Raw genomic sequence first — 13,536 nt, forward strand, 5'->3', positions numbered from 1 at the left:
GCTGCATGACCCTTTCCCCCGCGACGCCCGCCAACACACATCCCTACGAGAGCCTCACGCCCGACGTGGTGCTCGACGCGCTCGCGACGCTCGGCGTGCACGGCGACGGCCGCCTCACCGGGCTCAACTCCTATGAAAACCGGGTCTACCAGGTGTTCCTGGAGGACCGCAGTGCCGTCGTGGTCAAGTTCTACCGGCCGGGGCGCTGGAGCGAGGCCGAGATCCTCGAGGAGCACGCCTTCTCGCTCGAACTCGCGGCCGCGGAAGTGCCGGCCGTCGCGCCGCTCGCCTTCGACGGCACCACCCTGCACCACCACGGCGGCTTCGCCTTCAGCGTGAGCCCGTACCGCGGAGGGCGCGCGCCGGAGCTCGACGATTTCGAAGTACTCGAATGGGTCGGGCGGTTCCTCGCGCGCATCCATGCCGTGGGCAGCGCCACGCCTTTCCAGGCCCGGCCGGCGCTCGACCTGCAGACCTTCGGCGTCGCCTCCCGCGACTGGCTGCTCGGCCACAACAAGGTGCCGCTCGACGTACAGCGCGACTGGGAAAAGGCGTGCAATGAAGCGCTCGACATGATTGCCGCCACGGCGCTGGCGGTGGGCGCCCCGGCGTCGTCGGGCTTCCAGCCGCGCAAGCTGCGGCTGCACGGCGACGTGCACCCCGGCAACATCCTGTGGACGCCGACGGACCGGCCGGGCGGCGGCCCCCATTTCGTCGACCTGGACGATGCGCGCACCGGCTTCGCGGTGCAAGACCTGTGGATGCTGCTCTCGGGCGAGCGCGCGCAGCGCACCGCGCAACTCTCGGGGCTGCTCGACGGCTACGAGCAGTTCCGCGAGTTCGACCGCCGCGAACTCGCACTGATCGAACCGCTGCGCACGCTGCGGCTCATCCACTACAGCGCCTGGCTGGCGCGGCGCTGGGAAGACCCGATCTTTCCGATCAACTTTCCGTGGTTCGGCTCCAGCGACTACTGGAAGGGCCAGATCCTCGTGCTGCAGGAGCAGTGCGAGCAGATGGCGGAAGAGCCGCTGTACGCCTGAGCCGACGACTCAGGGCGCGACGGGATTGACCGGCGTGCGCGGCCGGGGGCTCACACCAGCAGCGCGTTCACGCGCCTCACATAGGCCGCGGGGTCGGCCGGCAGGCCGCCTTCGGCCAGGAGCGCCTGGTCGAACAGGATGTTCGCCAGGTCGTCGAAGTGCTCGGAGGTCTCGAGCTTCTTGACCAGCGCATGCTCGGCGTTCACTTCGAGCACCGGCTTGAGGTCGGGCGCGGGCTGGCCGGCCTGCTTGAGCATGCGCGCGAGCTGCGTGCTCATGCCGCCGTCCTGCACCACCAGGCAGGCCGGCGAATCGACCAGGCGCGTGGTCACGCGCACGTCCTCGGCCTTGTCCTTGAGGGCTTCCTTGAGCTTCTCGAGCAGCGGCTTGAAGGACTCGGCGGCCTCTTCGGCGGCCTTCTTCTCGGCCTCGTCCTGCAGCTTGCCGAGATCGACCGCGCCCTTGGCCACGCTCTGCAGCGGCGTGCCGTCGAACTCGGTCAGGTAGTTGAGCGCCCACTCGTCGACGCGGTCGGTCATGAGCAGCACCTCGATGCCCTTCTTCTTGAAGACCTCGAGCTGCGGGCTGTTCCTGGCGGCGGCGAGCGTGTCGGCCGTGATGTAGTAGATCGCGTCCTGGCCTTCCTTCATGCGCGCCTTGTAGTCGGCAAAGCTCACGCTCGCCGTGTCGCTCGTGGTGGACGCAAAGCGCAGCAGCTTGGCGATGCGGTCCCGGTTGTTGAAGTCTTCGCCCAGGCCCTCTTTCAGCACGGCGCCGAACTCGGCATAGAACTTGGCGTACTTGCCCGATTCGTCGGCTGCGGCCGCGGCGGTTTCCGCGGCGGTGGGCGCGTTCTTGTCGACCACGTCGGTCACGGCCTCGGTCGGCTCGGGGGCCGGCACCGATTCGCCCGAACCCACGTCGATCTTGCCCTCGCCGCTCTCGGGGCCGGTCTTCTGCTTCTTTGCCAGGTCTTCGAGCATGGAGAGCACGCGCTTGGTGCTGCCCTCGCGGATGGCCTTCACGTCGCGGCTTTCCTGCAGCAGCTCGCGGCTCACGTTGAGCGGCAGGTCGGACGAGTCGATCACGCCCTTCACGAAGCGCAGGTAGCTGGGCAGCAGCGCCTCGGCGTCGTCCATGATGAAGACGCGCTTCACGTAGAGCTTGACGCCCGCGCTCTTCTCGCGGTTCCACAGGTCGAACGGCGCCTTCGACGGGATGTACAGCAGCTGCGTGTACTCGGTGCTGCCTTCCACCCGGTTGTGGCTCCAGGCCAGCGGCGACTCGTAGTCGTGGCTGATGGACTTGTAGAACTCTTCGTACTGTTCGGGCGCGATGTCCTTCTTGTTGCGGCTCCACAGGGCGTTGGCCTTGTTGACCGTTTCCCATTCGCCGGTCTTGGCCATGTCGCCGGGCTGGTCGTTCTCGCCTTCCTTCCACTCCTCTTTTTCCATCAGGATGGGCAGCGAGATGTGGTCGGAATACTTGCCGACAATCTGCTTGAGCTTCCAGGCGTTGAGGTATTCGTCGGCATCCTCGCGCAGGTGCAGCGTGATGCTGGTGCCGCGCTCGGCGCGCGTGATGTCGGCCACCTCGAAGTCGCCCGCGCCGCCGCTCGCCCAGCGCACGCCCTGCTCGGGCGGCAGGCCCGCGCGGCGCGATTCGACGGTGATCCTGTCGGCCACGATGAAGCCCGAGTAGAAGCCCACGCCGAACTGGCCGATGAGTTGAGCGTCGGCCTTCTGGTCGCCGCTGAGCTTGCTCATGAAGTCCTTGGTACCACTCTTGGCGATGGTGCCGAGGTTGTCGATGGCTTCCTGGCGCGACAGGCCGATGCCCTTGTCGGTGATGGTGAGGGTGCGCGCGGCCTTGTCGAAAGACAGGCGCACGTCCAGCTCGGGCTGGTCCTCGTACAGCTCGGGGCGGTCGATGGCCTCGAAGCGCAGCTTGTCGCAGGCGTCCGAAGCGTTCGAGATCAGCTCGCGCAGGAAGATTTCCTTGTTGGAATACAACGCATGCGTGACGAGGTGCAGCAGTTGCGCGACTTCAGCCTGGAACGGGAGTTTCGTGTTGGAAGAATCAGCCATGGGAAAGAAGATATGTCGAACGGAAAAATTCTAAGCCGGGCGGCGCCCGCCTCATCAACTCTGCGAGTTGGGGCCTCGCGCCCCAAAAACAAGAGGTGCCGGGAACGCGGGATTTTCAGGGCCGCTATTTCGGCTGCGACTCGACCTCGCGGGTCCAGCGGTCGATCAGCCGCTTGCGCTCGGCCGACTTGCCGTATTTCTCGAAGTCGTACTTGATGAGCTTCACGTCGTTCATCGAGGGAATGCGCGGGTCGGGCTTGAAGGTCTTGTTGGCCGGCGACTGCAGGCTGCCCGCCTGCCCGCCGATCGCCTGGCCCGCCGGGCTCATGAGCCAGTCGTAGTAGCGCCTGGCGTTTTCCTTGTTGCGCGCGCCCTTGACGAGCGCGATGCCTCCCACTTCGTAGCCGGTGCCTTCGCAGGGCGCGGCGGTCTTCACCGGAAACTTGTCGTAGCGCCAGCGCTCGAAGCCGAAGATGAAGCTCACGCCGATGGCGACCTCGCCCTTGGCCACGTTGGGCGCCTGGGCCTGGCCGCTGCGGGTGTAGCTGGTCACGTTGCGGTGCAGCTGCTTGAGGTAGTCGAAAGCGGCCTCCTCACCCATCTGCTGCACCAGCCCGGCAATGATGGTGTAGGCCGTGCCGCTGGTGGCCGGATGCGATATCTCGATCTCGCCCCTGTACGCGGGCTTGACCAGGTCGGCCCAGCACCGGGGCTCGGGCAGCTTCTTTTTCTTGAGCAGCTCGGTGTTGAAGCCGAAGCCGATGGCGCTGGTGTAGAAGCCGCCCACCATGTTCTGCGACATGGCGTACTGCCGCACGGCCCAGTCGTGCAGGTCGTTGATGTAGGCCGGCCGGTAGGGCTCCAGCAGGCCCTGCTCCGCAGCCTGCAGGAACGGATCCCCGGTGCCGCCCCACCAGATGTCGGTCTTGGGATTGGCCGCCTCGGCGCGCAGCTGGGCGCCGATTTCACCGGTGCCCTTGTGCGCCTGCTGCACCTTGATACCGGTCTCGCGCGTGAAGGCCGCGGCGGCCGCTTCGCACCATCCGGCGTCGGTGCTGCAGAGCGCGTTCACCGTGCCCTGGGCCGCCGCGCCCGCGGGCAGGAAAAAGGCGGCGGCACCCACGCATGCGGCAAGCACCGCGGCATTCCTGGTGGCAACAAGGGGATGCATGCGTTCTTCTCCTGCAGATGGTTTTTCTGGAAAGGCCGAGCCCGCAGGATACCGGGCAAAGCCGTTCAGCGGGCCGCCAGCGTACCGGCGGCCCGCGCTCCGGCCGCGAGGCGCTCGCATCCAGCGCCGCTGGAAGGAAAGCCCGCCGATTTGTGAACAGGTTCCGTTCGCCCCGACTGCCTGCGCGGCGCATGCGTTTTCCGTTCCTAGAATCCGCCCGCCACGGCCCGGGGGGCCTGCATTTTCTCAACTTCAGGGACGGATCAGCATGGAACACAGCACTTACAAGAAGTGGGCGGCCGAGTTCATCGGCACTTTCTGGCTCACGCTGGGCGGCTGCGGAAGCGCCGTTCTCGCGGCGGCCTTTCCCAACAACCTCGGCATCGGGTTTCTCGGCGTTTCGCTCGCGTTCGGCCTCACGGTGGTCACCGGGGCCTATGCCTTCGGGCCCGTCTCCGGCGGGCACTTCAACCCCGCCGTGTCGATCGGCCTCGCGGCCGCCGGGCGCTTCAAGGCCTCGCAGCTCGCGGGCTACATCGTTGCGCAGGTGCTGGGCGCCATTGCGGCGGCCGGTGTGCTCTATCTCATTGCCACCGGCAAGCCCGGCGCCGACATCGGCGGCTTTGCCACCAACGGCTATGGCGAGCACTCGCCGGGCAAATACGGCATGACCGCCGCGCTGGTGTGCGAGGCGGTGATGACCGCGGTGTTCCTCATCGTGATCCTCGGTGCGACCGCCAGGCGGGCCGCGGGCGGGTTTGCGGGCCTTGCCATCGGCCTGTGCCTCACGCTGATCCACCTGGTTTCCATCCCGGTCACCAACACCTCGGTCAACCCCGCGCGCAGCACGGGGCCCGCGCTGTTCGGGCCGGCGCACGCCCTGTCCGAACTGTGGCTGTTCTGGGCCGCGCCGATCGCGGGCGCCATCGTCGGCGCAATGATCTACCGCGTGCTGCTCGGCAACGCGAGCGACGACTGACGTCGTCGCCGGGGGCCGATCAGCTGCCGCTGGCCGACTGCACGAGCGGCAGCGAGGTCGATTGGCCGATCGCCTCGGTGCCGGTGGCGTGCGAGGCTGCATAGGCACCGGCCTGCACATCGGAGACCGAGAGGGTCGAGTTCATGGCCGGGGCGCCGGTCGACTGGCCGACGGCCTCGGTGCCGCTGGGGCGTGCGGCAGCCATCGCGCCGGCCTGCACATCGGCGTTCTCGGGCGAGTTCATCTGCAACGGGTGGTAGTCCGAACCGTCCATCGTTTCGGCCGACGCATGGACGGCACCGAGCGCCGCGAATGCGGCGAAGGAACCAAGGGCAAGAAGCTTGACGGAAGTGCGCATGGTGTGTGCTCCTGAGTGGCGGTGTTGCAGTGGTGGCAGTGGTTGTCCCGGGCCTTGTGCCTTCGCGCGAACTGCGCGTGGCAGGGCCTGGATGCACTCTAGAGAGCCCGACTGAGCGGGCCATGAGCAAAGAATTACGACGACGTGAGCGGCACGGCAGGCGCGATCAGGTGCACCCGCGCCATGAGTCCCGGGCCATCGTCCCGGTTGCGCAACTCGATGCGCATGCCATGCCGTTCGGCCGCCGTGCGCGCAATCGCAAGCCCCAGGCCGCTGCCGCCGGCCGGGGCACCCGGCACGCGAAAGAAGCGGTCGAACACGCGGCCGATCGACGACGCGGGAATGCCCGGCCCGTTGTCGAGCACGTCGACCACCGCATGGCCCTCGGCCTCGTGCAGCCGCACGTCGACCACGCCGCCTTCGGGCGCATAGCGCAGCGCGTTGTCGATCAGGTTGTCGAACACGCTGCGCAGTTCGGCCGGCGGCGCGAGCAGCACGGGTGCAATGCGCCCCTCGAAACCGATGTCGACGCGGCGCGCATCGGCCAGCACCATGAGCTGGCTCACACTCTCGCGCAACAGGGTCTCGATGTCCACCGGTTCGCGCGACATGGCGCGGCCGGGCGCATCCTGCCGGGAGAGGCTGAGCAATTGCTCGATCAGGTGCTGCGCGCGCGTGACGCCGGCTTCGAGCTGGTTGAAGCGCTCGGTGGCTTCGCCTGCAGGCACGTGCGCGCGCAGGTTCTCGATCTGCAGGCCGATGGCCGCCATGGGCGTGCGCAGCTCGTGCGCCGCGTCCTGCACGAAGCGACGCTGCGTGGCGAAGGCATTGCGCACGCGCGACAGCAGGTGGTTGAACGCGTGGACCAGCGGCGCGATCTCTTCGGGCACGCGCGCCAGCGACAGGTCGGTGGGGCTGCGCTCGTCCTGCGAGGCCACGTCGCGCGCCACCGCGCGCAGCGAGCGCGAGGCGGCCGACACGATGAGCCACAGGATCAGCAGGGCCAGCGGCAGCAGCAGCGCGATCGGCAGGCCTTCGAGCAGCGCACGGCGCAGCGCGCGGCGGCGGCGGTAGTCCTCGTTCTGCAGCACCTGCACGCGCGGCTGGTCGGCGCGGGGGCCGGGCTCGGCCGTGAACACGCGCCAGCGCGACGGCATGGGCGCGCCCGTGGCCGCGTCGCTGAAACCCAGCGCTGGGTGCAGCGGCACGGCAGCCAGCGGCGGCCACGAATTGGCGCGCAGCGTGGCGCCATCGGCGCTCCACAGCTGGACCACGAAGGCGCCGCGCGCCACGGCTTCGCTGTCGAGCGGACGCGGCGTGCGCGGCGGGTCGCTGCCGGCGTAGGAGTCTGCCACCAGCCGCATCTGCTCGTCGAGCGCGTTGTGGACCAGGTCGCCGTAGGCCACGAAGGTGAACCACGCGGTGAGCGCCGCCGCGGCCAGGTGCAGCGTGACGAGCCAGAACAGCAGCTGGGTGCGCAGCGAGCGCGGGCGCCAAATGCGGCTGCCTCTCGAAGCCGTCATGCCGCCACGCGCCAGCCCAGTCCGCGCACGTTGCGGATCGACTCCGCGCCGAGCTTGCGGCGCATGCCGTGGATGAGCACGTCGATGGCGTTGCTGGTCACTTCCTCGCCCCAGCCGTAGATGCGGTTCTCGAGCTGCTCGCGCGAGAGGATGGCGCCGGGCCGCTCGAGCAGCGCGTGCAGCAGCGCGAACTCGCGCGCGGTGAGCGCCTCACGTCCGCCGCCGGTCACCACCTCGCGCGTGGTCAGGTCGAGCTGCAAGGTGCTGCCGCCGATCAGCGAATGCGCGGCGCCGTCGCGGCGGCGCACCACGGCCCGCATGCGCGCCAGCAGCTCGCGGAATTCGAAGGGCTTGAGCAGGTAGTCGTCGGCGCCCAGGTCGAGGCTGTGGATGCGGTCGTCCAGCCCGTCTCGCGCGGTGAGCACCAGCACCGGCGTGGCGTCGCCGCGTTCGCGCGCGCGGCGCAGCACCTCGGTGCCGTCCTGCCGGGGCAGGCCCAGGTCGAGCAGCACGCAGGTGTAGTCGCCATCGCCGAGCGCGCTTTGCGCCAGCTCGCCGTCGCGCACCCAGTCGGCCGACCAGCCCGCGCCCTCGAGCGCCTGCTTCAGGCTGCGCCCGATCATTTCGTCGTCTTCCACCAGCAGCACACGCATCGCGTCGACTCCTTGCGCCGCAAGGTAGCACGCGATCGGGATGATCGGCCGTGCCCTGCGCCGCGGCGCAGCGTAGAGCCGAAGTATTAGGCGAGGCTTAGGCGCCGTGCGCGCGGCAGGGTTACAGCACCCGCACGCCGTGCCGCTCGCCCGCGCCATCCGCCGCAAAGGCCAGCAGGCGCATGGCTTCTTCCTGCACGCCGAGCCGGTCGGCCTTCGACCAGCGCGCGAAGGGCTCCAGCACCACCGTGGCCGCGTTCTTCGCGCGCTCGATCTTCCAGGTGCCCGCGACGAAACCGTCGAGCAGCACGGTGCCGCGCACGATGCCGTTGGCGGTGAACACCCTGGCGCGGTGCGCCTCGCTCATCAGGCGGCTGCGGTCGGCATGCGCGAGCAGCAGGTTGTCCCATTCGGCGACGAGGCGCGGCGGTGCCGGCACGTCGGGGCCAGGGCGCGGCGCGCGCGGCAGGTCGAACAGTTCCTGGCCCGCTTCGCCGGTGAACATGCGCAGTTGGGGCCGCAGGCGCTCGGCCACCGCCTTCCAGCCCGTGAGGCCCGACCAGGCGCCGGCGTCGGCGAGCGTGGCGGGGCCGAAGGCCGCGAGGTAGCGCAGCAGCAGGCCGTCCTGCGTGGCGGGCGCCATGTCGGCGGCGGGTGCGCCGAGCCACTCGCCGAGGGGCTGCAGCCTTGCGCTCCGGTGCGAGTTCCAGGTGCCCGCGGGCGGCAGGTGCGCGAGCGGCACGTTGTTGCGAACCAGTGCGGCGAGCGATGCGGGCGCGCGGTCTTTCCAGCGCGCCGCGAGCGCCTGCCCGAGTTCGGAGGCGGTGAGCGGGCCTTCGCGCAGCAAGGCCCAGCCGGCCTTCACCACCGCGGCGCGGTCGATGCCCTCGAGCGCCCGCGCGTGTTCGCCCGCGAGGCCGCGCTGGTGCACGGGTTCGAGCAGCGGCCGCCAGGCCACCGCGTCCGGTGCGGCCAGCAGGTGCAGGGTCGCACGCAGCGTCGACATGCGCACGATGCGGCGCGTCTCCAGTGCGTCGGTCAGCTGCTCGCGGCGAAAGCCTTCGAGCCGGCTCCAGAGGCCGATGTAGGGTGGGTTCGGCGCCTGCGCCTGCAGCCCCGCGAGCTTTTCGACGGCCTGCGTGACCGTCGCCTTGCGCCGCGCCAGCAGCATCTGCCGCGCCAGCGTGGCCCGGTTCAGTGCGCGCTGGCTCATCACCCCGGCCATGGGCAGGAAGTCAGAACTTCTCGTGCGGTGCCAGGTAGCGCCACTGCCCGACGGGCAGGTTGCCGAGCATGACCTTGCCGATGCGCACGCGCTTCAGGCCCACCACTTTCAGCCCGACCAGCTCGCACATGCGGCGGATCTGGCGCTTCTTGCCTTCGGTGAGCACGAAGCGCAGCTGCTCGGGGTTCTGCCATTCGACCCGCGCCGGCTTGAGCGGCTGGCCGTCGAGGCTCAGTCCGTGGCGCAGCCTGGCGAGCATGGCGGGCGGAAAGACCGCCTGCACATTGGTGGTGACCGGATCGTCGTCGTCCATGCGCACCAGCTGGCCGGGGGGCGCCGGCTGGCCGAGGCCGTGGTAGGCCACCCGGACCAGGTACTCCTTCTCCATCACCGAGTCTTCGCCGATCAGCTGGCGCGCGATGCGGCCGTCCTGCGTCATCACGAGCAGGCCGATGGAGTCGATGTCCAGGCGGCCGCAGGGCGCCAGGCCGCGCAGCTGCTGGGGGCTGAAGAAGAAGCGCGTGTTGTCTTCGGCCCAGCGGTTCTGCGGCGTGAACAGTGTGACGGCCGGTTCGTGCCCATCCTCGGCCTGCGCGCTCACGTAGCCGATCGGCTTGTTGATCAGGATGGTGACCTGGTTCGCCTGCTGGCCCTTGGCGGCCTTGTCGACCTCGATGCGGTCGGACGGCGTGACCTTCACGCCCATCTCGGCCGGCTTGCCGTTCACCTTGACCCAGCCGTGGGCGATCCACTCGTCGGCCTCGCGGCGCGAGCAGAGGCCGAGCTCGGCCATGCGTTTGTTGAGGCGGATCGGTGCGGGGGCGGCGTCGGTCATGCGGGGGGCGCGGTCGGTTGGGGGCAGGTCACGCCCGGGGGAGCGGTGCGCAGCGGCATTTTCGCCGATGGCCGGGCGTCTCCGGAATGTGTCGCATTGCATGGGGATAATGCGCGCCAATGGCCCCGCCGGCGGCCCGGACCCGCATGAAAAAAATCCTGATCCTCAGTGTGAGCGCCGGCAACGGCCATGTGCGCGCAGCGCAAGCCCTCGAAGCCGCTGCGCAATCCGCGCCGCCGCACACGGCCGTCCACATCGACGCCATGGCCCACGTGGCCGGCGGGTTCCGCAAGGTCTACACCGACTGGTACATCCAGCTCGTGAACCGCGCGCCCGAGCTGTGGTCGTACCTGCACCAGCGCGCCGACACCACGCCGCACCATGCGCCCTCGCAGCGCCTGCGCCGCGGCATCGAGCGGCTGAGCACCGGCGCCCTGGTGCGCGAGATCCGGCGCGAAAAGCCCGATGCCGTGGTCTGCACCCACTTTCTTCCAGCCGAGCTGCTGATGCGCGAGCGCAACGGCGGGCGCATCGACTACCCGGTGTGGCTGCAGATCACCGACTACGACCTGCACAACATGTGGCTGGTGCCGGGCATGGCCGGGTACCTGGCCGCGACGGAGGAAGTGGCCTTCAGGCTGCGCGCGCGCGGCATTCCCCCGGAGCGCATCCATGTGACCGGCATTCCGGTGATGCCGGCATTCTCCGAACCCGATGCGCCGGCGCTCGCGCACGATGCCTGCGCCAGGGCGCTCGGCCTCGACCCTTCACGGCCCGTGCTGCTGATGGCCTCGGGCGGTGCCGGGGTTGGCGACCTCGCGAGCATGGTCGAGCGCGTGCTGCTGCTCGGCGGCGACAGCGGCCTGCAGGTGATCGCCGTGGCCGGCCGCAACGCCGAGACGCACCTGAAGCTCCAGGCGCTGGCCGCGCGCCACCCGGGCCGCGTGGTCGCCATCGGCTTCACCAGCGAGATGCACAAGCTCATGGCCGCGGCCGACCTGGTGGTGACCAAGCCCGGCGGCCTCACGGTCTCCGAATGCCTGGCGCTCGGCAAGCCGATGCTGCTGATCTCGCCGATCCCGGGCCAGGAGGAACACAACGCCGGTTTCCTGATGGAAGAAGGTGCGGCCTGGCTCGCCTACGACACCATCGGCCTGGACTACAAGGTGGCACGGCTGATGGCCGATCCCGCGAAGCTGGCCGACATGGCCCGGCGCAGCCGCGCGCTCGGCAAGCCGCGCGCCGCGGCCGCGGTGCTGCGCCACGTGCTGGGCGAAGGCGAATGAACGGCCGCGCGGAAAAAACCGGCGTGGCCCGCACGCTCGGCTACCTGGCCTGGGTGGTGGTGATGGCCTTCTTCTTCGCCAATGCCGAGATCCAGATCGAAGGCGGCGCGGGCTGGGCCACCTCGCTGCCCACCTGGCGCATCGAGAACAGCATCTGGCTCGACCTCTTCTGGGGCGGGCGCGCCATGACCGGCTACCACGCCTGGGTCTTCTCCTTCATGGTGCTGGTGTTCCTGGCGCCCATGGCCTTCAACGGCCGCTGGAGCTGGCGCGACCTGGGGCTGGCCGCGGCCGGCCTGATCGTGTTCTGGGTCTGTGAAGACTTCCTGTGGTTCATCATCAACCCGGCCTTCGGCTGGGCGCGGTTCAATCCGGTAGAGGCGTTCTGGCACAAGCACTGGATCTGGGGCGCGCCGGCCGACTACTGGGGCGGCCTCGCGGTCGCCCTGCTGATCCTGGTACGCCGCCACTGGCGCCGCTCATTCTCATGACCACCGAGACGCGCCCCGCCCACTGGGCCGACCCGCTGGACGCGCTGCAGGTCGAGAACCTGCACCGCATCACGCCCACGCTGTACCGCAGCGCGCAGCCGCGCATCGCCAACGTGGCGGCGCTCAAGTCGCTCGGCATCCGCACCATCGTGAGCCTGCGCTCCTTCAACGACGACCGGAAGGTGTTCGCGGGCCACGACATTCGCCTGGTACGCGTGCCGATCAACACCTGGTCGATCGACGACGCCAAGGTGCTGCGCGCGCTGGTGGCCATTCGCGAAGCCGAGAAGCAGGGGCCGGTGCTGATTCACTGCATGCACGGCGCCGACCGCACCGGCGTGGTCGCCGCGGTCTACCGCATGGCGGTGCAGGGCTGGGACAAGGACAGCGCACGCGCCGAGATGTTCCGCGGCGGCTACGGCTACCACACGCTGTGGCGCAACATCCCGCGCTACATCGACCGGCTCGATGCGCAGAAGATGCGCCACGCGCTGGCCCACGCACCGGCGATTCCCGTGGTGTCCTGAAGGCGCCTGCAGCTTTCGCGCGCCGCTCCTATACTGGCCGCCCCGTGGCCCTGGGCCACCTTCGTACAGGCTTTTTTCAAGGCCGCAAAGGGCTCGCCATGGCACTCCAACTCCGCTCCATCGTCCGCGCGAACGGCGAACTCGAACTCTCGCTGCACGACGAGCCGATGCCTGAACCGCAGGCACATGAAGTCGTGATCCGCGTCGAGGCTTCGCCGATGAATCCCTCGGACCTGGGGCTGCTGTTCGGCGCGGCCGACATGGCCACCGCCAAGGTCTCCGGCACGCCGGATCGGCCCGTCGTGACGGCCACGGTGCCCGAGCGCGCCATGCCTGCGATGGCCGGCCGGCTGGACCAGTCTTTGCCGGTGGGCAACGAAGGCGCCGGCACGGTGGTGAAGGCCGGTTCGTCGCCGGCCGCGCAGGCTCTGCTCGGCAAGACGGTGGCGGCCATCGGCGGCGCGATGTATGCGCAGTACCGCGCGGTCTCTGCGGCGCAGTGCCTGGAGCTGCCCGCGGGCACAGCGCCGGCCGAGGGCGCCTCCTGCTTCGTGAACCCGCTCACCTCGCTCGGCATGGTCGAGACCATGCGGCGCGAAGGCCACAAGGCGCTGGTGCACACGGCCGCCGCATCCAACCTGGGCCAGATGCTCAACAAGATCTGCCAGAAGGACGGCATCGACCTGGTCAACATCGTGCGCAAGCCCGAGCAGGAAGCGCTGCTGCGCGGCATCGGCGCGAAGTACGTGTGCAGCACCAGTTCGCCCACCTTCCTCGAAGACCTGACGCAGGCGCTGGTGGAGACGGGCGCCACGCTCGCCTTCGACGCCACCGGCGGCGGCAAGCTCGCGGGCCAGATCCTCGGCTGCATGGAAGCCGCGCTGAACCGCACCGCCAAGGAATACAGCCGCTACGGCTCGACCACGCACAAGCAGGTCTACATCTACGGCGGCCTCGACCGCTCGCCGACGGAGTTCGTGCGCAACTTCGGCATGGCCTGGGGCATGGGCGGGTGGCTGCTGTTCCCGTTCCTGCAGAAGCTCGGCGACGAAGGCGCTCAACGCCTGCGCGCGCGGGTCGTGGCGGAGCTGAAGACCACGTTCGCGAGCCACTACACGCGGGAAGTTTCCTTGTTGGAGGCGCTGCAGCTCGATGCGATCGGGGTGTATGGCAAGCAGGCGACGGGGGAGAAGTTCTTGTTGAATCCGAACAAGGGTTTGAGGGGCTGATCGCTTTTCGATTGGGTGGCGACGTGAATGCCGCTGCCCTCACCCCAGCCCTCTCCCGCAGGGAGAGGGAGCAATTCGCAATCCGTCACCTCCCCCCTCTTGTCCCCTCTCCCTCCGGGAGAGGGTTAG

General features: G+C 69.2%; 13 protein-coding genes. 6 read left to right on the plus strand and 7 right to left on the minus strand.

Annotated elements, in window-relative coordinates; genetic code table 11:
• Positions 1-5: 5 nt before the first annotated feature.
• The gene (locus ABID97_RS00940) at positions 6-1,043 is read left to right on the plus strand and encodes a serine/threonine protein kinase (protein ID WP_354396718.1); all 1,038 of its coding nucleotides are present in this window, start codon (positions 6-8) and stop codon (positions 1,041-1,043) included.
• Positions 1,044-1,093: 50 nt separating this feature from the next.
• Here the strand turns inward: ABID97_RS00940 and htpG are convergent, their stop codons facing one another.
• Both htpG and ABID97_RS00950 read right to left on the minus strand, forming a co-directional pair.
• Entirely contained in the window at positions 1,094-3,130 is a 2,037-nt protein-coding gene (gene htpG, locus ABID97_RS00945) for a molecular chaperone HtpG (RefSeq protein ID WP_354396719.1), read from the minus strand.
• Positions 3,131-3,254: 124 nt separating this feature from the next.
• Entirely contained in the window at positions 3,255-4,301 is a 1,047-nt protein-coding gene (locus ABID97_RS00950) for an ABC transporter substrate-binding protein (RefSeq protein ID WP_354396720.1), read from the minus strand.
• Positions 4,302-4,569: 268 nt separating this feature from the next.
• Here ABID97_RS00950 and aqpZ point away from each other — a divergent pair, with 268 nt between their 5' ends.
• A complete protein-coding gene (aqpZ, locus tag ABID97_RS00955; RefSeq protein ID WP_354396721.1) occupies positions 4,570-5,280 on the plus strand; it encodes an aquaporin Z in 711 nt (236 codons plus the stop codon).
• 19 nt (positions 5,281-5,299) lie between these two features.
• Here aqpZ and ABID97_RS00960 read toward each other — a convergent pair whose 3' ends face one another.
• The 5 genes from ABID97_RS00960 to ABID97_RS00980 all read right to left on the minus strand — a co-directional run bounded on the left by ABID97_RS00960 (position 5,300) and on the right by ABID97_RS00980 (position 9,874).
• Positions 5,300-5,638 carry a hypothetical protein gene (locus ABID97_RS00960; RefSeq protein ID WP_354396722.1) on the minus strand — a complete coding sequence of 113 codons (339 nt, stop codon included), beginning with the start codon at positions 5,636-5,638 and terminating at the stop codon, positions 5,300-5,302.
• A gap of 134 nt (positions 5,639-5,772) precedes the next feature.
• Positions 5,773-7,161: a sensor histidine kinase gene (locus ABID97_RS00965; RefSeq protein WP_354396723.1), complete on the minus strand. Its 1,389-nt coding sequence runs from the start codon at positions 7,159-7,161 to the stop codon at positions 5,773-5,775.
• A complete protein-coding gene (locus tag ABID97_RS00970; protein ID WP_354396724.1) occupies positions 7,158-7,814 on the minus strand; it encodes a response regulator in 657 nt (218 codons plus the stop codon). Before ABID97_RS00970 ends, ABID97_RS00965 begins: the two co-directional genes overlap by 4 nt.
• A 121-nt stretch (positions 7,815-7,935) precedes the next feature.
• Positions 7,936-9,039 (minus strand): winged helix DNA-binding domain-containing protein, encoded by a 1,104-nt coding sequence (locus tag ABID97_RS00975; protein ID WP_354396725.1) that lies wholly within the window; start codon positions 9,037-9,039, stop codon positions 7,936-7,938.
• A gap of 10 nt (positions 9,040-9,049) precedes the next feature.
• Entirely contained in the window at positions 9,050-9,874 is an 825-nt protein-coding gene (locus tag ABID97_RS00980) for a pseudouridine synthase (RefSeq protein ID WP_354396726.1), read from the minus strand.
• A 146-nt stretch (positions 9,875-10,020) separates the two neighbouring features.
• On the opposite strand from ABID97_RS00980, the gene ABID97_RS00985 reads away from it, so the two are divergent.
• From ABID97_RS00985 to ABID97_RS01000, 4 genes are all read left to right on the plus strand, one after another.
• The gene (locus ABID97_RS00985) at positions 10,021-11,160 is read left to right on the plus strand and encodes an MGDG synthase family glycosyltransferase (protein ID WP_354396727.1); all 1,140 of its coding nucleotides are present in this window, start codon (positions 10,021-10,023) and stop codon (positions 11,158-11,160) included.
• A complete protein-coding gene (locus ABID97_RS00990; RefSeq protein ID WP_354396728.1) occupies positions 11,157-11,651 on the plus strand; it encodes a hypothetical protein in 495 nt (164 codons plus the stop codon). Before ABID97_RS00985 ends, ABID97_RS00990 begins: the two co-directional genes overlap by 4 nt.
• Positions 11,648-12,178, plus strand: a complete 531-nt coding sequence (locus ABID97_RS00995; RefSeq protein ID WP_354396729.1) for a tyrosine-protein phosphatase — start codon at positions 11,648-11,650, stop codon at positions 12,176-12,178. The genes ABID97_RS00990 and ABID97_RS00995 overlap by 4 nt, the downstream gene beginning before the upstream one ends.
• Before the next feature lie 98 nt (positions 12,179-12,276).
• Positions 12,277-13,407 carry a zinc-binding dehydrogenase gene (locus ABID97_RS01000; RefSeq protein WP_354396730.1) on the plus strand — a complete coding sequence of 377 codons (1,131 nt, stop codon included), beginning with the start codon at positions 12,277-12,279 and terminating at the stop codon, positions 13,405-13,407.
• Positions 13,408-13,536 lie beyond the last annotated feature (129 nt).

The sequence above is a fragment of the Variovorax sp. OAS795 genome (genome assembly GCF_040546685.1).
Taxonomy (GTDB): Bacteria; Pseudomonadota; Gammaproteobacteria; order Burkholderiales; family Burkholderiaceae_C; genus Variovorax.